The sequence below is a fragment of the Faecalibacterium sp. Marseille-P9590 genome, assembly GCF_017377665.1.
Taxonomy (GTDB): domain Bacteria; phylum Bacillota; class Clostridia; order Oscillospirales; family Ruminococcaceae; genus Faecalibacterium.
Map to the genome: position 1 here is coordinate 380,615 of NZ_JAFREF010000002.1, position 22,375 is coordinate 402,989.

Annotated in this window: 25 protein-coding genes and 1 tRNA gene; 3 read left to right on the forward strand and 23 right to left on the reverse strand. The window is 53.3% G+C overall.

What is annotated here, in order from left to right:
• Positions 1-133: 133 nt before the first annotated feature.
• The 3 genes from J3349_RS04400 to J3349_RS04410 all read left to right on the forward strand — a co-directional run bounded on the left by J3349_RS04400 (position 134) and on the right by J3349_RS04410 (position 3,177).
• Positions 134-2,230, forward strand: coding sequence for an S-layer homology domain-containing protein (locus J3349_RS04400; RefSeq protein WP_207676554.1), 2,097 nt, complete (start codon positions 134-136; stop codon positions 2,228-2,230).
• On the forward strand, positions 2,230-2,994 hold the full coding sequence (locus J3349_RS04405) for a phosphoribosyltransferase family protein (protein WP_207676555.1): 765 nt from the start codon (positions 2,230-2,232) through the stop codon (positions 2,992-2,994). Before J3349_RS04400 ends, J3349_RS04405 begins: the two co-directional genes overlap by 1 nt.
• A gap of 105 nt (positions 2,995-3,099) precedes the next feature.
• Positions 3,100-3,177, forward strand: a tRNA-Pro gene (locus J3349_RS04410).
• A 249-nt stretch (positions 3,178-3,426) separates the two neighbouring features.
• Here the strand turns inward: J3349_RS04410 and J3349_RS04415 are convergent.
• The 23 genes from J3349_RS04415 to J3349_RS04520 all read right to left on the reverse strand — a co-directional run bounded on the left by J3349_RS04415 (position 3,427) and on the right by J3349_RS04520 (position 22,308).
• A complete protein-coding gene (locus J3349_RS04415; RefSeq protein ID WP_207676556.1) occupies positions 3,427-3,597 on the reverse strand; it encodes a hypothetical protein in 171 nt (56 codons plus the stop codon).
• A gap of 13 nt (positions 3,598-3,610) precedes the next feature.
• Complete coding sequence (locus J3349_RS04420) at positions 3,611-3,874, reverse strand: phage holin (RefSeq protein WP_207676557.1); 264 nt, start codon at positions 3,872-3,874, stop codon at positions 3,611-3,613.
• Entirely contained in the window at positions 3,867-4,208 is a 342-nt protein-coding gene (locus J3349_RS04425) for a hypothetical protein (protein ID WP_207676558.1), read from the reverse strand. Before J3349_RS04425 ends, J3349_RS04420 begins: the two co-directional genes overlap by 8 nt.
• A 5-nt stretch (positions 4,209-4,213) precedes the next feature.
• Positions 4,214-4,480: a hypothetical protein gene (locus J3349_RS04430; RefSeq protein WP_207676559.1), complete on the reverse strand. Its 267-nt coding sequence runs from the start codon at positions 4,478-4,480 to the stop codon at positions 4,214-4,216.
• Between the two features lie 13 nt (positions 4,481-4,493).
• On the reverse strand, positions 4,494-5,138 hold the full coding sequence (locus J3349_RS04435; protein WP_207676560.1) for a GH25 family lysozyme: 645 nt from the start codon (positions 5,136-5,138) through the stop codon (positions 4,494-4,496).
• 1 nt (position 5,139) lies between these two features.
• On the reverse strand, positions 5,140-5,274 hold the full coding sequence (locus J3349_RS14175) for a hypothetical protein (protein WP_278251791.1): 135 nt from the start codon (positions 5,272-5,274) through the stop codon (positions 5,140-5,142).
• 15 nt (positions 5,275-5,289) lie between these two features.
• On the reverse strand, positions 5,290-5,637 hold the full coding sequence (locus J3349_RS04440; RefSeq protein ID WP_207676561.1) for a hypothetical protein: 348 nt from the start codon (positions 5,635-5,637) through the stop codon (positions 5,290-5,292).
• Positions 5,576-6,868 (reverse strand): hypothetical protein, encoded by a 1,293-nt coding sequence (locus tag J3349_RS04445; protein WP_207676562.1) that lies wholly within the window; start codon positions 6,866-6,868, stop codon positions 5,576-5,578. The genes J3349_RS04440 and J3349_RS04445 overlap by 62 nt, the downstream gene beginning before the upstream one ends.
• Positions 6,869-7,333: 465 nt before the next feature.
• On the reverse strand, positions 7,334-9,055 hold the full coding sequence (locus tag J3349_RS04450; RefSeq protein WP_207676563.1) for a hypothetical protein: 1,722 nt from the start codon (positions 9,053-9,055) through the stop codon (positions 7,334-7,336).
• Between the two features lie 12 nt (positions 9,056-9,067).
• A complete protein-coding gene (locus J3349_RS04455) occupies positions 9,068-9,955 on the reverse strand; it encodes a BppU family phage baseplate upper protein (protein WP_207676564.1) in 888 nt (295 codons plus the stop codon).
• Positions 9,952-11,649 (reverse strand): hypothetical protein, encoded by a 1,698-nt coding sequence (locus tag J3349_RS04460; RefSeq protein ID WP_207676565.1) that lies wholly within the window; start codon positions 11,647-11,649, stop codon positions 9,952-9,954. The genes J3349_RS04455 and J3349_RS04460 overlap by 4 nt, the downstream gene beginning before the upstream one ends.
• Positions 11,650-12,044: 395 nt before the next feature.
• On the reverse strand, positions 12,045-12,422 hold the full coding sequence (locus tag J3349_RS04465) for a DUF6711 family protein (RefSeq protein WP_207676566.1): 378 nt from the start codon (positions 12,420-12,422) through the stop codon (positions 12,045-12,047).
• Positions 12,423-12,436: 14 nt separating this feature from the next.
• Entirely contained in the window at positions 12,437-17,014 is a 4,578-nt protein-coding gene (locus J3349_RS04470; RefSeq protein ID WP_207676567.1) for a hypothetical protein, read from the reverse strand.
• 33 nt (positions 17,015-17,047) lie between these two features.
• On the reverse strand, positions 17,048-17,482 hold the full coding sequence (locus tag J3349_RS04475; RefSeq protein ID WP_207676568.1) for a hypothetical protein: 435 nt from the start codon (positions 17,480-17,482) through the stop codon (positions 17,048-17,050).
• An 8-nt stretch (positions 17,483-17,490) separates the two neighbouring features.
• Positions 17,491-17,820, reverse strand: coding sequence for a DUF5055 domain-containing protein (locus J3349_RS04480; protein WP_207676569.1), 330 nt, complete (start codon positions 17,818-17,820; stop codon positions 17,491-17,493).
• A 58-nt stretch (positions 17,821-17,878) separates the two neighbouring features.
• Positions 17,879-18,322: a phage tail protein gene (locus tag J3349_RS04485; RefSeq protein WP_242699496.1), complete on the reverse strand. Its 444-nt coding sequence runs from the start codon at positions 18,320-18,322 to the stop codon at positions 17,879-17,881.
• A gap of 6 nt (positions 18,323-18,328) precedes the next feature.
• A complete protein-coding gene (locus J3349_RS04490) occupies positions 18,329-18,730 on the reverse strand; it encodes a hypothetical protein (RefSeq protein WP_207676570.1) in 402 nt (133 codons plus the stop codon).
• Positions 18,723-19,250 carry a hypothetical protein gene (locus tag J3349_RS04495; protein WP_207676571.1) on the reverse strand — a complete coding sequence of 176 codons (528 nt, stop codon included), beginning with the start codon at positions 19,248-19,250 and terminating at the stop codon, positions 18,723-18,725. Before J3349_RS04495 ends, J3349_RS04490 begins: the two co-directional genes overlap by 8 nt.
• Positions 19,247-19,618 (reverse strand): hypothetical protein, encoded by a 372-nt coding sequence (locus J3349_RS04500; RefSeq protein WP_207676572.1) that lies wholly within the window; start codon positions 19,616-19,618, stop codon positions 19,247-19,249. The genes J3349_RS04495 and J3349_RS04500 overlap by 4 nt, the downstream gene beginning before the upstream one ends.
• Entirely contained in the window at positions 19,618-19,932 is a 315-nt protein-coding gene (locus J3349_RS04505; protein ID WP_207676573.1) for a phage head-tail connector protein, read from the reverse strand. Before J3349_RS04505 ends, J3349_RS04500 begins: the two co-directional genes overlap by 1 nt.
• 20 nt (positions 19,933-19,952) lie before the next feature.
• The gene (locus J3349_RS04510; protein ID WP_207676574.1) at positions 19,953-20,966 is read right to left on the reverse strand and encodes a DUF5309 family protein; all 1,014 of its coding nucleotides are present in this window, start codon (positions 20,964-20,966) and stop codon (positions 19,953-19,955) included.
• 37 nt (positions 20,967-21,003) lie between these two features.
• Positions 21,004-21,582 (reverse strand): hypothetical protein, encoded by a 579-nt coding sequence (locus J3349_RS04515; protein WP_207676575.1) that lies wholly within the window; start codon positions 21,580-21,582, stop codon positions 21,004-21,006.
• A 129-nt stretch (positions 21,583-21,711) separates the two neighbouring features.
• On the reverse strand, positions 21,712-22,308 hold the full coding sequence (locus tag J3349_RS04520) for a phage minor head protein (RefSeq protein WP_207676576.1): 597 nt from the start codon (positions 22,306-22,308) through the stop codon (positions 21,712-21,714).
• Between the last annotated feature and the right edge of the window lie 67 nt (positions 22,309-22,375).

The window sequence follows — 22,375 nt, forward strand, 5'->3', positions numbered from 1 at the left end:
GAAACAGGGAGTCGTTGCTGGGGCAGCGGCCAGCAAGACGCGCGCAATGCGCAGCGGATGCTGGGTGCCGCAACCCGGCCTTGTCGAGCGAAGCGAGACTGAGAGGCTTAACATTTTTTATAAGGAGATCACAATGAAAAAACGTCTTCTCGCATTTCTGCTGGCGGTCAGCATCGCGGTGTCGATGCTGGTGATGCCGGCATCGGCTGCGGGCAACAACACCGCCGTCCAGTTTGCCATCACGCTGGGTGCTATGGATTCCGAGCAGTCCGGCGCACTGAATGCAGCCGTGACCCGCGGCGCATTTGCCAGAATGCTGACCTCTTACTCTACCTACCGGGAGAGCGTCTCTTCTCAGGGGGCAGTGGGTACCCTCTACACCGACCTGCCCGGCTCCTCGGCATGGGCGCCCTATGTCCGCATCGCCGTGCAGCAGGGCTGGATGAACGGCTACACCGATGGCAGCTTCCGCCCGAACAACGCCGTCACGCTGGAAGAAGCATGCACTGCAGTGCTCAAGCTGATGGGCTATAAGATGACCGACCTGAGCGGCGCGTTTCCCAACGCCCAGCTCAACAAGGCCAGCGAGATCGGCCTGCGTACCGGCCTCGACCGCCGTCAGGGCGAAGCGATGAACTACGAGGACTGCGCCGTCCTGCTCTACAATGCCCTCACCGCCAACAACGCCAGCGGCTCGGCCTACGGCACGACCCTTGGCTTTACCGTGAGCAATGGTCAGGTGGACGGCTCCACCATCCTGCTCAGCAGCCTGGAAGGCCCCTTCGTGGCTTCGGAGAGCACGGTGCTGCCCTTCGTCCCTGCCAGCGTCTACCGCAACGATAAGGTCTCCGGCTCCGCAGAGCTGAACAAATACGACGTCTACTACTACAGCGAGAGCCTCAAGACCCTGTGGGTCTATACCCGCCGTGCCGCAGGCCGCATCACCGAGGTATCTCCCTCGGCCAGCGCCCCCGCTTCCATCACGGTGGCAGGCACGTCCTATACGCTGGGCAGTACGGCCATTGCTTCTCAGGTGTCTTCTCTCAACGGCGGCGGTGTCGGCCAGGTGGTCACTCTGCTGCTGGGCATGAACAATGTGGCCGCAGGCATCATCACCGGCGAGGAGGCCGACGAGGTCTTTTACGGCGTGGTGCAGTCGTCCGCCCGCAACCTCATCGACGAGGACAACAGTGCCGATGTGCTTCAGACCGTCAAGGTCCTGTGTACCGACGGCCTTGCCCGCGAAGTGAATGTAGACAAGAGCCTGAATTTCCCCGCTGGCTGGCTGGTGGAAGTGCGGGTCAGCCCCGAAGGCGAGAGCGTGGAAAAAATCGATGAGCGCTCCGTCAGCGGCACTGTGAACGAGAACGCCACCGCGCTGGGCGATATGGCTCTGGCAGATGACGTGCAGATCCTTGATACGAGTACAGGGGGTGTGGCTGGGACGGTTCGTCCCAGCCGCCTATCGGGGGTAAACTTAAAGGCTTCCGATGTCCGCTACTACACCACCAATCCGCAGGGACAGATCGACACGCTTATTCTGAACGATGTGACCGGCGACCTGTGGTATTACGGTGTGCTGGACGATGTGAAGAATGTCGCCGCCAACTACAGCACCCTTCTCAGTGCCATCAAGGCTGAGCCGGGTAACGGTACCATTGACACCAATGCAGTCGTCAGTCAGGTGAAGAGCATCATGGTACCCACCACCACAGAGATCTTGTGGGGCGTTATCTCCGGCGACATCCTCAGCACGGCATGGGAGCGCCTGACCAGCAACACCGGCGCACTTCTGGGCCTCGGCTTCCAGCAGATCGCCCAGATCACCGGCACTCCCTTCAGCCAGATATTCAACTTCATCGGCAGCGGTGCGACCTATATCGGCTACGTCAACGGCCAGCAGGCCAGTCTGAGCACTTCCATCAAGTATCCTGTGCTGGCTGGCGGCATTGCGGTCTGTCAGGAGACGACCGGCTCTGTCCGCAACATGGTGCAGCTGATGCCCATGAAGATCGACAAGGTGGGTGCGGCCAGCGTCCTTTCCTCCAAGGGCGAAAGGTTTGAAATGGCCGATAATACGCAGGTCTACCTGTGGTACAAGGGTCAATATTACTACACCAAGCTCACTTCCGTCAACTCCGATGATTACTATCTTACCGGCTGGTACGACAACTTTGGCTGCGCCGCTGGCAAAAAGGTGCGTATCATCGTCGCCGTCAAAAAAGACTGATGGCAGATTATTACAGCCGCCCCGCGCAGCTTGCCCGGCAGATGCGCCAGCTGCTTTTCCCGAGGCGGTGTCCCTGCTGCCGCAGGGTGCTGGGAACGCCGCCGCTCTGTGAGGTGTGTACACCGCGGCTGGAAGAGCTGCGCCGCGGCCCGGTCATGCGGCTGGACGTGAGCCGCCACTATCTGGGTGCTCTGGACGGGGCGGCTGCGCCCTACCGGTATGAGGGCGTCGTCCGCAGCGCCATCCTCCGTGCCAAATACGAAGGCGAAAGCTGGACGGCAGTGGAGCTTGGCGTGGAGATGACGGCCCGGCTGTTCGGGGCAGAGGTGGAGATGCACTTTGCAGAGCCGGTGCCGGGGCTGGTCCCCGGTGCGGCCATCGGTTATGACTGCATCGTTCCGGTGCCTGCCACCAGCCGTCGGCGCGGCTACAATGTGCCGGAGCGGATGGCGCAGCCTCTGGCCCATGCGCTGGGTCTCCCGCTGCTGCCAAAGGCGCTCTGCCGCGTCCGGGCCGGACGTCATCAGGCAGGACTCTCGCTGGACGAGCGTCTGGCAAATGCGGCCGGTGCCTTCCGGGCGCAGGAGCCGGAGCTCGTGGAAGGGAAGCGGGTGCTGCTGGTGGATGACGTCATCACCACCGGCGCTACCGCCGCAGCCTGCGCACAGGCACTGCTGGATGCGGGCGCCCACAGCGTCTTTGCCGTGGCAATGGCAGTCACCGAAAATGAAATGGACGCACCATCGAGAGCTTCTGGACGATGAGCGAAAAATCCAGAAAAAATCCAAGAAAAATAAAAAAAGCGCTTGACAAAACGGCCTATAGCGGGTATACTAATGGAGCTGTGAGCGATGAGCCACAACAAATATCCGGGTGTAGCGCAGTTTTGGTAGCGCGCTTGAATGGGGTTCAAGAGGCCGTGAGTTCGATTCTCGCCACTCGGACCATTAGGAGCAAATCCGAACTTTATAATCTTCAATTTGCTTCTAATCCAGACAAAAAGGCATAGATAGTCCAACTAGGGGCTGTCTATGCCTTTTCTTTTTATGCACTACGCCCGTTCGGATTTGGAACGTAATGCCTATACCCTTTATAAAAAGAAAGGTGGCAGACCGGAAAGCCTGCCACCTCAGAATCAGGTCTTATTCAAACCCGACTCCCTATTGCATACAGTATACCACTACGAATGGGAGCCGTCAACCTTTACCGGTGCCGCGCTCCTTGCAGTTGCACTTCGAGCAGTGCGCACACCGCTTGCCCTCGTCACGACAAGCCTTGGGAGTTTCGTTGCTCTCCCTCGTGCGCCGTGCAGCAGCCATATTAGCGGCAATCGCGCCGCCCATCGTACAGATAGGTGCTACGAACATAGAGGTTGCCTCCTTACTTCGTGGTCTTACCCTGCCACTCGTTCAGCAGGTTGTCGGCCTTGATAGCCTCCTGAGTGAACGAGTTGTTGTTCCACCACGCAATCAGCGCGGTAACACAGGTGATGCCGGTAGTGACCAGCTGCTCGACGGTAGCCGACTCAATGGGCAGGACGGGCTTGCCCATTGCGCTGAGAACCTGATTGGTCAGGGCCAGCAGCAGGACAGCGGTACGGGCGATAGTAGCGGTAGAGATTTTCAGCTTGATGTTGTTAGACATAATTTTCTTCCTTTCTCTGATCGGTGTTCAGTGGGAGAACTTTGGCACGGTTGTACAAGTTGGTTCCGGTGCCATTGCCCCCCAGTCGGTGATATGCGTTATACAGGTAATCCAGATTGTGCAGGCTCTCCGTATCAATCCAGCCCTGAGCAACATAGTGTGTACACGCCTGATAGAGCCGGTCGTGAAGCAGGGACTTCACACCCTCCTTGACTGCATCAGTTTCGTCTTTCTGAGCCTTGACGCGCTTCCAGAGAGTGCGGAAACCAGCAGTCAGACCGGCAATCATCAGCGCGACGGCTACCTCCTGCCAGTGATCGGTGATAAACTGCATTGGATTTACACCTCGTTATCTTCATCTTCCCAAGCCTGCCGGATGGACTGACCGTTGTTGCAGACAACATCCAGCATGGCATCGGCCTGAATGTGAGTAGCGGCGACTGCCTTATCACCCATCGTCATGTTGGTGTAGCCAGTAAATACCGACTGCCCATCTGGTGCGATACCGACAATGGCAATCTTTTCCGCGCCCATTTTTGCAATGGTAGCCAGTGCATCGGCCAACCATTCAGCATAAGGCGCATCGGACATTAAGATATTCTGCATCGGTCTGTCCTCCTTACTTTACCAGTTCCAGTCCTGCTTTCTTGATGATAGCAGGGTAGTTCTTGTAGGCATAGCTCATATCCACGTTGCCGCTCACGCCGGGGACGGAATCGGTCGAGGTGTGCTGCCACATACCAAAAGCAAAGTCGGTGGCAGGCTTGGTCTTGTTGACGCGGTAAGCAGCCAGCCAGAGGTCGTACTGTTTGAGAGCCGCGCCGCCTGCGTACAGGTAGTTCAGGCAGTAATCCAGATTGGCGTACAGCATTGCGTATACGCCCCAACTCTCGATCATACTCAGCTGGTAGGCCACCAGATCGGTGAGCTTCTGCTTGCCGAGCCGCTTCTGGGTTTCATGCTCAATGTCAACCGCGATAGGCAGCTGGAACTTCTTACCGAGGATAGTCCGACGCAGGAGAGCCAGCTCAATGTTGGCCGCACTGCGGAGGGTGGCCGCACTGTAATAGTAGACACCAACCGGGATGCCGCGCTCTACGCAGGCTTTATAGTTGACCTCAAAAGTGGGGTCAACGTAGGGTTTGCCGCCCTTACTGCCAAGCACTCGCAGAATGACACCATCGACCTTGCCGGAGGCTTTCACCTTGTCCCAGTCGATAGTACCCTGCCACTTGGATACGTCCATGATATTCAGAGTTGCCATTTTACTTCTCCTTTCTCGGCCCGCAAATGCTAAGGGCCTGTGCCGGGGTGATCGTATTTGCATCGGCATACGCCCACACCTGTTCCGAGGTGATTGCGTGCCGGACACAGTACAGAGTTTTCACCAGATTAAACATATCTTTCAACCTCCTTTACAGACTCATAAGAGCCGTCAGCGCGTTTTCCAGATCGGCAACCCGATCTTCCAGTGAGGGAGTGTTGTTCTCGCCGGTGTACTCCACACCGTAAGTCCACCAGTCCGCAAAGGACGCAGTGATGGTCTTTACGGTTTCCTCACCCACACGATCATAAGGCAGCGGGAACATCACCTCGTCGTAGGTGTAGGCGGTGTTGGTGATCTTCTCACCCTCAGCTGCACCCTCGCTCTCTACGGTGGTTTTCGTGATGTTGTCATGCAGAGCAACCATCACAGAACCGTCAGGCAGCGAGGTAAGCACAACCTTTGCGGGCTTGTCGCCCGACATTGCATTGTATAACATAGCGTTCCATCCTTTCTCGCTTTGCTTTCGCAAAACGCTTTGACCAGTAACCGATAACTGATTTTGCCACCTTGCGCACTTCTTTCACATGGTAGGTAGCGATTATCCCAACAGAGTTTGTCCATTTGAAATAACCGTTGTACGACATGATTTTCCGTGCGCGTTGCAGGTGGATTGAACCAAATGCCTGTATCTCACGCCAGCCTCTCAGAAACTCCCTCCGCAGCCTGCGAAAGATGCCGGGGCGAATCGTGACATATCCACGGTGGATTTTGTAACCGCCCATGTCCAGACACGGACAGCCTCGGTTCTTATGCTTCTTCCTTTCCCGTTCTTCCTTGTAGGTCATAAACCGAATCATGTGTTCTTTGATCTTCAAGCGAATACCGAGAAATTTCCGCATCCACGCATCCAGCAGCTTGACCGTCCGCTGCACCGGTGTCTTGCCGGTGCCCATCAACCCGAAATCATCCATATAGGAGGTGTCGGCTTTGACGTTGGGAATGAACTTACCCCGGCGAGTCTTGCCGCAACTTCTCACATACCGCAGAGCGAAACTCATTGCGTAGTTGAAAAGCCATGCGTCGAGATACCCGCCAATGATAAGGTGCCCTCCCGGTGCATACGCGGCCAGTGCCCGCAGCACAGTCAGAATCCAGATCGCGGACGGAACATCTTTTTCCAGCAGGCCAATGACCACGGCATACATCAGGGAGCCATAGGCTTTCGCCACATCGGTTTTCTGACATACCGTGATGCCCAGACCTGCTTTGCGGATGTACCGTTTTGCCTTTTTCAGCAAACCAGTCTGTCCGCGCCCCGGAATACTGGCGCATTGCGTAGGAAGAATACGAGCATGGAACAGTGGTTCCAGTCCCAGCTTGACGAGGTGGCCTAAGAGCTGGTGCAAAATGCAGAGATCGCAAATATCGCGCATCTTGCCAGTCATGCCATCCGGCCTCGACCTGACAATGACAGGTCGCATATCCAGCGGCTCACCGTGCATCAGCTCGTCCACCACTTCTTCAAGGTAATAGGCGATTGCCTCTGCCGCTTCCAGCTGAGGCCAAACCTCTTGTTTCAGCTCGGCTTCGTAGAACTCCCGCGTGGGAATACCTGCATAGTGGTTGGCAAAGGCCATAACCTCCGGCCTATGCCATTTCTTATCAAAACAGGAGAGGACGGCTTGTACACAAAGATCATGGGTCAACTCGTTATATCGCTGCTTCATATACAAACCTCCTATCCATTAACTCTTTCTTGCAAAAAGTGACTTTCGGTTACGGCCTGTCCTTAAAGGCAGAATGGGCCTTGTTACTACTAGCCACGCGCAGCACCCACGGTGCTACACCCTTGCGGTTGCAGTCTTGTGCGATTTTATCAAGGGAACGGATTTGATAACGTAATTTCAGGATAAGGTGCCAAAATCTTATCCCTTTAGATATGCTACCGGTTGCACACCGTAGCAATGCAAGAAAGCCGAGGCCGACCATTCCAGTTCGCGTTGCTGGGCCAATTGTTGCCATTCTCGTAAGCCAAACCGCCATTCGCACCATTGTTCAAGTTGCCGAAACGCCAAGGACAACGAGTGCCTGTGCTGTTCGTGCCATTGAAAGCGGAAACGTGTCACGCTATCAAACCCTAAAAGAAAAATTATAATTGCTCTTTTATAAGGGGCCTTGCCCCTCTGAGCGGCTTACGCCGCCCATTCACCCCGCTTCTTACCTGCACCGGAAAGCCGAGGCCGACCATCCCAGCCCGCGCCGCCGGGCCAAACGCTGCCAACCTCGCAAGCCAAACCGCCACCCGCACCATCGTCCAAGATGCCGAAACGCCAAGGACAACGAGCGCCCGTGCTGCCCGAGCCATAGAAAGCAGACTTGTAGTAGGTGGTGGAGCTGCCATTGAACAGCTTCGGGAACAGGATGCCGAGCTTGGTACGGAAGAACTCTTTTACCCAGTTGACACCCCAGCCCTGTGCAACGTCATTCAGCACAATGCCGGTAGAGGTGTAGTTGGAGGTAATGCTACCGGCCAGCTTCTCAGAATCCCGGCACTCGAACACCTCATAATTCCAATGAGTTGCGTCGGAACCAGCGGTGACGTTGTACAACGGGTCGAGGCCAATAGAGTAGGCACCGTCCAGCAGCTCAACACCCATCACACGAATGGGGGTCTTGCCTGCGGTCAGAGAGTAACCGCAGCCGTCCTTATGACCCGGCAGACACTCGGTATGGCCGGAGATATACGGCCAAGTGCTGATATAGGTGGTGGCAGTCACCTCAATAGGCGCATCCAGCACCAGATTGACAGCGGAATACTGCACGTCATCAATGGTCACATCCTCGATACTGCCAATATGGACAGCCTCAGCCAGATTACGCATATACGCCTGACCACGATCGTAGTTGGTCTGATCGGCAGGGTCGCCAATGGACACCGTAGAACCGACCAGCAGGTTTGCAGCCTGCGCCTTGGTCAGCAGCACACGGGTCACACCAGACTCAGCCTGTGCGACCTTGTACTGGTAGTTGTAGTTCAGACAGCCCTCACAGATGCCGGAGTTTTCCAGATCGAAGTGACGCAGCTGCCACATCCGCAGTGCCCAGCGGGTATCACAGTCGTTCCACAGACCCTCGTATGCGGAGGTCTTGCGAGCAGTAGTGATGCCGGTCTGAGCGGAAGCGAAGTTGTACGGCTTGCCGCCTGCACCAGAGGTCAGACCGCCCTTGCTGTTCAGACTGCCGGGGAAGCAGGAATGCCAAGTGATAGGACGCTTGGTATTGTCCGGGGCAACGTCGGCAGCGTCGGGGTAATACTGCTGACCCTCCTGAGTGCGATAGCTGATATAGTCGTAGGCACCGTCGCTCCACTCTCGAATCCACAGGGCCAGAGAGAAAGCATAGACGGGAGCAACCTCACCGGTAATGTCGAAACCGTCCTCACCCTCGACAAACAGCACGTTCATGGTGCCGTCTGCCAGACTCAGGGCATTGGCACGGATGTACCACGTCATTGGGTCATTGTCAGCCCAGTCCTCGACGGCAGCGGTACTCTCGGTACACAGCTGGGCACCGGTCTTACCCGCCAGATCGTCAAGCGGGGTCATGGTATGCACACCACCGGAGGTTGCAGCGTTGATCGACCGCAGGGTGTAGGTCTTATCTTTCCATGCACGAGCCATGATGTGCGCCCAGCGGCACAGACGCTCGTACTTCGTACCGTCACCGACTGCACTCAGGGGCCACCAAGACCAGAAAACGGTCGTGGTGTTGGAGCCGTCCAGCAGGTTGACGAACATTTCATCCGTGAAATCAGCACCAGCGGTGCCGGAAGCGATAGCGGCCAGAAGCTCATTCTGCCGCTCCATCTGGGCTTTGTACTCTTTCTCAGACAGGAAACCAAAGATGTTATCCATGTTTTGTCCTCCTTATTCCTTTTCCTTGTAGATCATCACAGGCTTGCCATCGACAACCTGCAACGAAGCAGCGTAATTTTTATGAGTGTCCGTGTTGACGATATAAAGCGGAGCCGTCACCAGCTGCATATTAGCGATTGCCGCTTTGCTGTCGGCCATTGCCTGCTCATGCTCGGCCTTGCGGGTTTCTTCCGCAGTGTTTCGGGCCGTTTCCGCAGAAGCACGTTTGTTTTCCGCATCCACACGAACCGTTTCACGGTTCAGACGTTCCGTTTCATTGGAAGTGCGGGACTGTTCATGCTGTACACGGACATTCTCACTCTCAATGCGAGTGCTTTCCGCAGAGGCGCGAGAGGTTTCCGCAGAAGCACGATCTTTTTCAGCAGAAACACGGGAGCTTTCAGCCGTAACACGGTTCTTCTCGGCAGTAACACGGCTCGACTCTGCCTTTGCGCGGTCAACCTCTACCTGCTTGATCGCGTTGACTTCCTGAATCAGCTCGACCAGCACACCGTAATCATCGTCACCGGTGATTTCGTCATTGCCGTTTGCTGCCTGCTCAACCTTGATTTCAAACAGGGTAGTGGTCAAGGTCTGGGTGCCGTTGATAATCGACACATCACACTGCACAGTGCCGTCCAGCTCCACCATCCAGTAGGCGATAGGCAGCAGCACCGTACCGTCACTGTTGACAGTACCCATAAACGACTTGCCTGCCTTATCCGGGCGGCGGGCATTGATAACCGCGCTCGACCCGGCTTCAACCTTGATAGGTTCGTCGTTGTTTGCCAGCTGCACTTTCAGGAAACGGGTTTCACGGTCGTACTGCTTGGCAACAATCGCATTGAAGTAATTGAGCTTCGCTACATCAACCTTGACTTCCTTAATAATCTGAATCAAATGTCCTCACTCCTTTCGTATTCCATACAGGGCTTGCCGTCGATACAGCGCAGTTTGCAAGCGTACACTGCGCCGTCCTCTCCCTCTATATAAAGGAGTAGAGCCATTTTCTTTGCAGCGGCCACCCCAGCATTTGCCGTTTCAACCTGCCGGTCGGTATACTCCGCTGCCTGCTGCTGGGCTTCATCAACCGCAGAATCGGTATAGCCATTGGCAACCGTCATGGTACTTTCGCCCACGCTGTCCGCATAGGACTTAGCGGCTGCGGTCTGCTCGTCGGTGTACTCTTTACCCTCGGTCAGCTTATCATCCGCATAGGATTTCGCGCTGTTCAGGGTGTTGGTGCCGACCGACTCTGCATAATTTTTAGCAACTTCCTGATTGGTTTTATCCTGTGCATCTGCATAAGATTTCGCATCAGACAGTGTGCTTTCGGCCAAGCTGTCCGTATACTGGGTGGCTACTGTAAAGAGGCCATCCGCATAGCCCTTAGCCTGCGTCAGCAGCTCGTCAGCGTAAGCCTTGGCGGTTTTCAGCAAGCCGTCTGCATAAGTCTTAGCCTCGCCGGTCTTGGTGTTCGTGTACTGTTCAGCCTCACTCAAAGCGTGGCTGATAGCGGAATCCACCTTGTCCAGATACTCCTTAGACAGCGATTTTTCCTCAATCGCGCCATCTGCAATATAGTCAGAGGTAATCTGATAGAGCATCAGGGAACGGAGGATAATGCTACTCTCCTGCGTATATCCGTACTGCCACAGCGGATTGCCGTGGTTGTAGTCCGTGGTATAAGCAAAGGTGCCGCCCAGCAGGGTATAAATGATATTGCTACTTGACAGCGTTTGGCCGTCGTGGTAGTAATAGGTCATAACCCCCGAATCAGAGGTCATAATCGTTACATTCAAGCCCATAGAGTTTACGGTCAGCTGGGCTAGATCGCGGGCACTTAACGCCTGCTCGGAAAGGTTGACCTTGATTTCATTCTGAACACCGTTGATAGCGGATGCCTGCTTTGTGGTCATGCCGCTGCCGGAAGAATACGAGTTGCTGGTAGCCGTTTCGCCGGAACCAGCAATCGACGTGTTACAGTTCAGAGTAAAAGTTACGTTGGTGACAATGGTATCGTGCATCCCACCGGACTTGTCCTGATAATGAATCAGGTCCAGTGGGAACAGATACGGTGCAGCCTTGATCGTGGCCGTATACGGACGATACCGGAAACCGCCACGCGCGGCATACAGCTCTTTCAGCACACCAGCGTAGGTGTTGGTGAGCAAGCCGCAGTCGCTCATGTCAATTGCATAATCGTCCGAGCCTGCAAGGTAGGTAGCGTTGTCGCTGTTCGTGCAGGTGAAACCAGTAATCACAATGTCGTTTTCCAGCATATCGCTGTTATAACGCTCACTGGGAGTAATGGTCACATCGACCTGCTCATACCATTTCATAACCAGCTGGCCGTTTGCATCCATAAAGGCGCAGGTGCCGGTCATAGCCGCACACCACTGTAACAGCTGGCGATAGGTCAAAGTGCTGGACGTAGACGGTAGACTGCCGATACTATAAATATGGTTCGGGAGGCTGCTCACATCCGTTACCAGCGACACACCGCAAATATCACAGATCGACCGCACCAGAGCGTCAACGTGCATCGGGAATTTCAGCCGCTTCTCGTCAACCTCACGGTCGAATCGAACCATACGGTCAAGGGCCGAAATAGAAATTGTGCTGAGTGTGCGAGGCGGGGTGTCGATAATGAAATAGCCGCAGGGAATCCAATGCACGACTGCATTCTCCCATTTGCCTGCATCCCACTTACAGATACCCACCTGCACAAACAGGGAAGCACCCTCAAACGAAACATCATCAAAATGTCCGTCATAATTTTTCAGCTTGATTGTGAGTTCCGACGCGATTGCCGAACCTATTTCGATTTTGGAGCCAGATACGCAGTAGCGGTCAACAGTCATACCGCCCTGCACAATGTCTGCCTCCGTAATGTCAAACTGCTGCTTGCCGTTATCGAAATGAATTCGAACAACCTGCCGGTACTCCCGATTAAAAAGGTCGATCACTTCCTGTCCACAGTTGAACATTAAACACCCGACCTTTCGATAATATTAAATGCTACATTGTTCCATACCCCCAGTTTCGCATTATAGAGCGGAGTGCTGCGGTCGCCCACATAAAACTCGCTCGTCCGATAAGTGCCGGTCATAGCATCGAGGTAACAGACCTCGATATATTCCGGGTTGAACGCCTGCAAGATAGCCGCTGCATCCGTAATGGAAACATTCTGCCATTCGAGTTCGATCTTGCGAATCTGCCCGATACGCTTCTTGTCCATCTTGGTATCTTCGGTGCGGCCCGCATCGGAAGCGGAAATGTCCTGCATCTTCCATTGATAAGAAGATGGACATTTGACGAGCTTGCCGTCAACGCTCCGCAGCGGATTGTGTTCGTCATACTCCATCAAATGTCCCTCCTTTACATCCCAACGGGAACGATGGTCTTACCGTCCCGCTGATTTTTACGGTTCAGAGCTTTTGCCATGCTGGAAGCCGTGACCTCAACGGTCTGGTCTTTCTCCAACAACTGCTGCAACAGCTCGTTTTGCTGACGAAGAATATCATTCTGCCGAGCCAGTGCATCAGCAACACCAGCACGGATGCCCTCAATGATCTGGTCGTTGTTTGCGACTGCGGGAGAACCGCCAATCGTACCAACCAGCTCAGGGCCACTCTCACGAGCATAGAACAACTCGCCTACATCAGGGAAGCCGCCATTCGCAAAACCGAACAGGTGGCCGATGCCCTTACCGATACTCTTGATACCGTTCCAGACACCCGACGCGACGTTCTTTACGCCATTCCACACACCGCTCGCAACATTTTTGGCTCCATCCCAAACGCTAGAGGCTACATTTTTCACGCCACCCCAGAGGTTCGAGAACATATTGCCAACTCCGTTTGCCACATTCGTTACGACATTCCAGAGGCCAGAAGCCGCGTTGGAAATGCCCTTACAAATGCCGGTAATCAGGCTATCGCCGGACTCTGCACCAGTCGCATAGAAAATCGCACCCAGACCGGCTACTGCCGCTGCTGCGATACCTACAGGGCCAGTCGCAATCGAGAGCAGGCCGGAAGCCGCCGCGCCGAGGCCGGAAGCCGCCGCAGAACCAATGCCCGCGAATGCCGAGCCGATGCCGCCGACTGCGGAAGCCGCGCCTGCGGCCAGACTCGAAAGCCCACCGCCAAGCGTGGAGCCTAAGCCACCAAGCAGCGAGGATGCACCAGCGGTCACGCTACCCCACAGACCGGAGAAGCCGGAGCCGATAGTGCCGAGCAGGCTGCTCAGACCTGCACCCAAGCTACCACCGCCTGCTGCCGAGAAAATACCGCCGATACTGGACATAAGGTTGCCAGCACCCGATACGATGCCGCCCCATCCACCGGAGAAAGCCGAGCCGATCTGCCCAACAAGCGACATAACACCGCTGCCGAGCTGCGACCAACCGCCAGAGAACAGAGAACCCAGATTGCCGAGCAGCGAGGATGCACCACTACTAATCTGACCCCAGCCATTCGTGAAGAACGAAACAACCGTGTTCAGGAGAGAAGAAGCACCACTGCTGATTTGGCCCCATCCACCGGAGAAGAAATTCCCCAGATTGGAAAGCAACTGACCTGCGCCGGTCAGGATGTTACCCCAACCGGTAGAGAAAGCAGACACGATGGAATTTACAAAGGAACCTACGTTACCGCTAATCTGCGACCAACCGCCAGAGAACGTAGTAGAGAGGTGAGTAATGATATTACTTGCACCTGTCTTGACATTCGCCCATCCATCCGAGAAGAACGACTTGATATTCTCGACAAAACCACTCAGGTTGCCAAGCGTCCCGGTGCTATCGCCGGAGAACTGAGAACTCAGCCATCCGGTAAAATCACTGGTTTTCTGCTTGATAACACCCCAGCCATCCGAGAACAGCTGCTTTGCGGAATCGAAGAAACTACCAAAATGCTGGCCGACACCATCTAATGCCTCTTTCAGCTTCGGGCAGGAGTCGATAAACTCTCCAACCTTGGACTTGAGATTATTAAACGTGTCTATGACCTTTTTGACATTGTTGATAGTGTTCTCTACGTTGTCAATCACGTCAGAGATTGCTTGGAAGCCCTGAGCAATTCCCTCATAGGCACGACGAATCGCAACACCCAGCGCATTGATAGTGCCAGTCACGCCACCACCGGAGTAGTTGTAGGCATTCTCGATCTCGGCCACACTGTCCGACACATACGACTTAATGCCATTCACGATGGAAGCGAAAGAGGCATGAGTCGATACGATGGACTTAGAGGCCGATGCCAGCGCGTCGGCTGTGTTGGTAAAAGCACCAGACAGGGACTCGGTGGTATCTCTTGCAGAGTCCAACCCCTCGCTCAAATCCGAGATACCGCCACGGATTTTGTTCAGGACTGCTTTCAGCGAGGTGCCTGCACTCGACACAGCAGAGCCGATAGCAGAGATATTCTCCGAGAACTTATCGTCCAGAATAGAAGTGAACTTCTTATAGAACGTGTTCAGAGGAAGAATTGCTTCCGGGCCAGCCTCGCCGCCAACCATTGCATTGGAGCCGTTCATACCGAACAGCGTAGGGCCATCCATAACACCGCCCTTGGCGTACCACTCGACACCCAGCTTCGGAATACGGGTAGGCAGGCTCAGAGCTTCCAGAATAGACTTGATAACGCCGGTTGCCTGCGGGCCACCATCCGTCCACTTAATGTGCGGGAGCTTGATCGCAGGCAGGCTCCATTCAAACTTGAAGAAACCTTTTGCCTTGTCGATTGCTTCTTTAACAGGTTGAACCAGATGTTCGTCGAACCACTTGCCGATATTGCCCAGACCCGTTTTGATACCCCTATACATAAGGGTTATCCACGAGCCACCTGCATCTTCAAGAGCCTGTCCGAGCGGAGTTGTAGCAAACCACGTCTTGAATGGTTGAAAAACGTGTTCGTCGAGCCAACTACCTATACCACTACATACACCGACCAGAAATTCAACTGCCGCCGTTACTACATCCGTCAACAGCTGAATAAAAGTAACGATGATTTTTCCCCATTGAATGTTACTAATGAAATCCAACAGATTGGTTGTCAGATCGTGACCAAGTTTTACCCAGTCAATAGAAGAAATCCAATCCCGAACTTCATTCAAAACACCCAACAGAAAATCACTGATACTTCGACCGATCAGGCCCCAATCCAAACCGGTAATGAAACCGATAACCAGATCAAACAGGGCCGTAACCTTTCGGACAAGCAATGCGCCCAAAGTTCCAAAGTCTATCTGTTCTAATGCCGCATTTACACCCGATGCAAGATCGGTGCCTAGCTGCATAAAATCGAAAGTCTTTAAGAAACTATACAGAGTAGAAATAGCACCATTGAAGTAATAGCCCAGCTTAGAGCCAATGCCCGACCAATCCACCATGTCCACGATGGAGTTTAGCTTTTCGCCCAGCAAAGAACCTAACGAGTTCCAATCCCCGGCATTAAAAGCTGTACGCAGCTGATTAGCAAAATCAGAAATTTCGCTGGCAATGGGAGAGGTTTCAAACATGGAGCTATAATCCGGGGTCTTTTTCTTGGAGCTGGTAGCACTACTCTTTTTGCCCAGAATGTTGATTTCGTCAAAACTAACCGTAAACCGCTTCGTGGCTTTGTTAGCCTTGGTTGCCGCAGCAGCATACTCAGTAGCGGATTTAGCAGCATGAGTATACACATTCTTGCCAGAGATTGCGGAGAACAGCTGATTTACAACATTCATCATGCGCACCAGCTGGTCGATCACAACCTCCAAAGCAGGGGTCAGAGCCTCGATGATAGGCGACACCATTGCGGCAAAAGAGTTTTTCAGGTAAAGAATGCTAGTAGCCGCAGCATCCATGCTGGAAGCGAACTCACCGCTCAGGAGTTTACTCCACTGGTACAGGTTGCCGATACCGCCCTGCAACGCGGCGGTGAACTGGCTCAAAACAAACCGAACAGCGCGGTACATTGCTATACGCTGCAAGCTAGACCAGAATTGGCCCAGACCCGACGTGGATTGCTTAACACGAGAAAACAAATTGGAACCAAATGCTTTCATCATGTTATATCCAGCTCGTGCCGCATACTTGACCAGATTATCAAAACCGCTATTGAGCTTATTCAAAACAGATAAGCCCATAGAGCCGAGTTTCCCGAAAACGCCCAAGATACGACGCAACGTATTTTCCAAAGTGGAAAAAATCGAAGATAGTTTGTTACCCTGCTGGCCGATTTCTTGAAAACTTTCAGATGCCGAAGTGGTAGCCTCTATCCGAGGCAAGACTTCCGGCATTTGGAACGATGCCACCGGTGTTGCACTGGTCTGCTGCGGAATCCCGATAGGAGCATTGGCAACCGAACTGAACCAGCTCTGGCTCATATCACGGTAACTCTGTAACCGCTGCATAGTTTCAAACGCAGAACCCAACGCATTGTTGAAATCATTCAGTTGCCACACTGCCGGATAAATATTGAAACGGTTGGCCTGCTCCTGAAAATTATTCAGTCGCCGTCCAGCCAGCGTCAGATTGTTCAGCCGATCGGGAGTCAACCCATCGACTGCATCACCGAACCGCTTAATGGAACCCGGAAGCGTTTTGAGCGCGGCACCTGCCGCAGACAAACTCGCACTAGCTTCTTTCAGGCCGGAGGTGGACTGCACAAAATCCCGAATCTCCTTGCTCACGCCGGAGAGTTTGAGATTACCTGCCCGCTTGGAAAAGGTATTCATAGCCTTTGCTGCATCGGACAGGGCCTTTACATCCTCCGATTTCAGAGGCTTCAAGGCTGCGCTGAAACCATCCAATTCCTTGGCAATCGGGCTGAGGTTCAACCCGCTTCCACTGGTGATCTTCCGCAGCTTTTCCAGTGCCGTTGCCAGCCGGGAAAAGTCTTTGCTCACATCGTCGGCATTGGTCTTGATTTCAAATTCAAGACCGCCCATCGACACGTCATTATCTACCATTCTTTACACCTCCTTTCTCATATATCAACGATGTTATTCCTCTTTCTTTTCACGGAACTGGCGGTTAAATTCAACCGCCTGCGCTTTCATAAATTCGATATTTGCTCTGTACTTCTTCTGCTGTTCCAGCATAGCGTACCGTTCCTGCTGCTCCCGTGTCGCCGGATAGGGATGATCGGGATAAGGAATCGGTTCCCGCTTTTTGTTCATAAAGTCATACAGAGGTGCAGCGCGGAGCATACTATCGTAGAAGTATGCACCCTGCATCCACATATCCTGCGCCCGCAACTCAGCCTCAATCCGGTACTTCTTGCGATAATACTTTGGCAGCTCATTGTCGCCGTTCCAGTATTCATCGTAGGTCATGCCGAGAGCCATGTAATAAGGGCACAATTCCTCGAATTTATCAGTGTAACGAAAAAGAGGCGGGCGGCTTGAATCCGCGCCGCCTCCCTCACTATCGGACAATGAATCCGTTACCAGTTCGTTGTCCAGCTGACGTTTTCCTTGGGGTTCTCCGGCTCGGCCATCAGGTTTTCGATGGGTTCACTGAACATTTCGCCCAGAGCCTTAACCAGCTTGTCCTTGTCGGGCAGCTTGGCGTAAATGGCCTCGATAACCTCCGGCTTCACAAACCGGTGATGCAGCAGGAACGCACCTGCAAACAGATCAGGCAGAACCGTCGCAGGCTTATCGTTGATCTCGTTTGCCACGAAACCATTGCTCTCCATCTGACGGATGGTATTCTTGGAAAAACCGAGAGTATAGTCCTTACCCTCATAGGTGAAATTCAGTTCCTTTGCCATTGCAAAAATCTCCTTTCGCGTTGCCGGAAACGGCAAGTCTTAAACGTGAGCCTGAATATCAGGCAAATGCGATCTCGGTACTGGGCATGACGGAAATAGCCATCTTGCGAACCTCGTTGGTGCCTGCGCCAGACACACGAACCGTCAGCTGGCCGTCGAAACTGAACTTGCCATCGTCGCCAGTCGGGGTGGTGACACCAGCAGTGGTAGAACCGCCGAACCAGACAGCAAAGCTCGTAGTCTTGCCCTCCAAGTCGGCCAGCTTCTTGTAGTCATCATGCTTGTAGTTGGCATTGAACGCCAGTGCGCCGGATGCCTTAATACCAGCAATGAAACGCTGCTGAAGATCGGACAGGGTGGTAACTTCCAGAGCTTCGGGGTCACTACCCAGATCAGGGAAGTCCGTAATGTCGATCAGCTTGTTGTAGGTTTCCTTATCAGCTTCGGTCTTGTACATCAGGTACGTCTTGGAGCTGTTGGTTTCCACATTGCTTGCAGCCATAATCTCTTACCTCCTGTAAAATTTTTCTCCATCGGTGCGCCCAACGTATTGAGCGCAGATACGGTAAATCTTTGCATCTTTCATGTTCGGAACGGGCAACTGCGTAGTCCGTCTGAAATTCATGGAGTGCATAACGTCTGCGATAATGGAGGCGATTTTCTTAGCCTCGGACTTCGGGCCGACCTTTTTGTTGGAGTAGATGTTAAATGTGAACATCACATCCACACAATCCTCTCCATCAGAAGAAGTCTGACAACCGGGAGTCAGCGAGTTATCGCTCATTTCGCAAAAAACATGAGGGAATGCAGCCGGGGACTCCTGATATGTGCCGGAAATATCGGCTTTCGGATAATCCACTGCCAGCGCATTGGCTACCCTCGTATAGACCTCATTTTCCGGGTCAATCATATTTGAAAACCCTCCGCGCAATGCTCTCAAATTGTTCACACAATGCCTGCTTTGCCTGATACATCGACATATTAGCAGGATTGCCGTAGGTCAGGACTTTATCGGAACCAAGCGGGAGTCCCATGCTTCCGGGTTCACCCTTATAGACCCATGCTTTGTGCTGACCATTGCCCTTTCCATAAGAGCCGCGCTCCATGCCGAGCTTGCCTGCTTCCGGGTGGTTATCAGGCCACGTTTGCACACCTGTACCAAACTCGATAAACAAAACAGACTTACCAACAGCAACCACAGCCTTGCAGAAAGGGTCACGATCATCCAACGTAACGGCCACGTCATTTTCGCCATCGTAGACAGCGTAGTGAAATTTGAGGTCTGCGACCTCTACGCCGACCTCTGCCAATTCCTTGACAAAAATCGGTATGCGCTCGGTGAGCCATTTTTGATACCTCTCGATTTCTGCGCACATTGCCGTGATGCCAGCGGCAGTAAGAGGAACCGAGATTTTCTTAAAAGAACTCACGATACTTTCACCTTAGAAATCGCATAGGAAATGGAATTTTTCGACTTCGCTACACGATCAACCTTGTAGTCATACACTGGGCCGTCCTCTGTGCATTCTACCGGTTTATCCACAAACAAGACGCTGCTTTCGTCAATCGGACAATTCACATCCTCGGTGACGATAACCTTGTCATAGGAATCCAGATTACCAAACTGCTCCACCTGCGCGTTACCCTTGGCAGGGGACACGTTGCAACGGAGAGCAATCGGCTTTCCGTAACCGGAATATTTCTCACCGGTCAAATTTCCGTCTGTATCTCGCAGCGGAATGTCTTTTTCATAAAGACAGTAAAATATGGTGACTTTATTTCGGTTCATGCAACGCATCAAAACACCCCCGCCATCGGGACAATGCGCCGGAGCAGAGAATCAGGTATATCCCCACTCTCATAGGAGCGGGTAATACCGTTTTCTGAATGGGCTTTTTCACCCTCAGCACCACGCTTATTCAGCATGAAAGCAGCAATCTCAACTTGTACCCCGTGATACTTCGCGGGAACTTCACCCTCCGAGCTATCCTTGTACGGATAAAGTCGGAGTAAAACTGCCTGCTTCGCCAGCAAAAGATAGGTGGACAGCGTAGCCGCGTTGGTTTCCTCTGTCATGCCGGTAAGCATGGTAGTCATTTCCTCAGTAGTCATACGCTGTCACCCTCCTTTCTTTAGGTGCCTGCCTTGGTGGTCACACTGCCACCTGCAACGTACACGGACTTAGTGTACTTGGGAGCCTCAAAGGTGGTAGAAATGCCGGTGAACTTGGCATGATACCACTCCGGGCCATGATCGAGGCCGATCTGACCGAACAGCTGGAAGTTCTCACCTGCACCGGTCTTAGCCAGAGGTTCGAGGAAGAAGTTGCCCTTACCGGGAACCGGCTGCACAACGGGAGCGATAACAGCCAGATCGAGCAGCAGTGCCGTACCAGCAGGCAGGTACATACCCAGATAGATATAAACCTCGCCCAGCGGAGTAATCAGCTTGGACAGCTTGATACCGTTCACGTCGCGGGCGTTGGGAATGACGGTAAGATCATTCTGCACAGCATCCGCGTTCAGCTGGTACATAGTCACGGGGTCAACCCACAGACACAGGCTGTCGGTAGGAGCGTTACCCTCGTGGACGGACTTCATGGCCTCTGCCACAGACCACAGACCCAGAGGCTTGCTGTCCATAGCCAGAACATTAGAGGTAATAGCCTCAATCAGGCCACGAGTTTTGTTAGCCTCAGAGGTCTTAGCTGCCTTGTGGAACGTACCATTGATAAACGTGTACTCGATGTCGTTCTTTACTTTCTGAATTTTGGCACCGGTCTGGAAGTCCAGCTCGTTGATGGGGTTAGCAGTCTGAGATGCCACGTTCAGACCTGCCAGAGTGCCCATGTTGGACTGCTTCGCGTAAGAAATACCAACCTTTTCCATGAAAATCTGGGTCACATTGGTTTTCTGTTCACGAGTCACCACGGAGGCTTCCGGTGCAGTCAGGGAGGCTTCCTCGCTGATTGCAGGCTGCTCCGCAGTGGTGCCGGTGTTGTACTCCTGACCGGTAACAAACTCCACATGATTGGTAGTCTTGGCCTTGCCGCCGATAATGGAACTCAGCGGAGTACGGGTGTTGCCCTTGTTGAAAAGGGTGCCGGAATAGTTGAGAATTGCATTAGTAGCAATAGTATCAGCCATTTTCGTTTCTCTCCTTTACTTTGGATTTTCTATTGCCTTAGTTCTCAGCGGCGGTAGCCTGCTGCTGAGAAAGGCGAGTGTAATAGGCTTCGGCAGCATAGTCGCCGTTAGCCTGCGCCTCAGCAATCTTCTTGGCGTAATCAGCGTCGCCGCTGCCTGCGCCAGCAGCCGGACGGGGAGTACCACGCAGATTGCCCGCTTTCACGGTCTTATCGTGAGCCTCGATAAAGGTTTTCTGATTGGTAAGAACGGTAGTCATGTCACCTTTAAGCATGGCTTCCGCAGTAGAGTCGGCCAGCTTGGTATCATAGCCCATAGCACGAAGTTCAGCCGCTTTCTCAGTCTTGAACAGCCGGTCGGTCAGTTCCTTATTGGACTGGGTAAGACGCTCCATTTCGTCCTTACGGGCCTGCTCTGCGGCTTCCTCGTCGCTCTGCTTGGCCCGCAGCTGCTTCTTGTAGTCCGCTGCCTGAGAATTGGCACGGGACAGGTCAGCTTTGGCTTTGTCCAGTGCATCGCCACTGACAACCTTACGAGCTTCCAGCGCAGCAGAAATCTCGTCCTCGCTCATACCGGGCTTGTAAGCGTCGCCCAGCAGATCACTCATAAAACTCATATAAGACCTCCTGCGATATTTCTAGTGCGCTTTCCCTAGCGCATTATTTTCTGTTTTTGTGTCTTGTCTGACATTTGCGACTTTTATAAGGCGATTTCCCTACCGCCGTATATAAACCTCGTGAGAGGCTTATGCTTCTTCCGGGTCATAAATCACGATGCACCGACAACCCACGTTGTTTTTAGCCTTTCGGAATGCACCGGGATAAGGAGCGTGATCGCCGTCCGATGTGTAAAACTCCTCGTCAACGTCTACGCTCATACCCTCCAAATATCGGTGGGTTTCGCGGACTCTATCATCCCTGACCGTAACCCACCGCTTTGTGATGCCCAAACCCTGAGTTCGGACAAACTGCTGGGCACCATCATAGGCACCCGCATTGTACAGTCGGTGATATTCAGAAGCGGCCACCACCGAAAGACCGGCCATATCCTGCGCAAGAACATATTCCTGCACCCGCTGTTCAAACGTCTTTCCGTCAATCGACGTATACAGAGCATCTTCCAGCGCATCCAAGTCTACCGAAAGGTCAGCAGCGAGATTTTGCGCCGTAGCGTCCATCCCAGCATTGTAAGCCAGAATGAGCATAGACAGTAAATCGTCGATAATCTGTGCAACCTGATCTTGAACATCGTCAAGCTCGGTCACAGCCAGCTGGTAACTGGTGGAAATCATCTGGTTAATTTCATCGAAACCTACCAGATATTGTTTAATAATTTCTTCCATAGCAAAAAGAAAAAGGGACTACGAGCCTGTATAGCTCATAGTCCCTTTGGACTGCCGCGAACCTTTG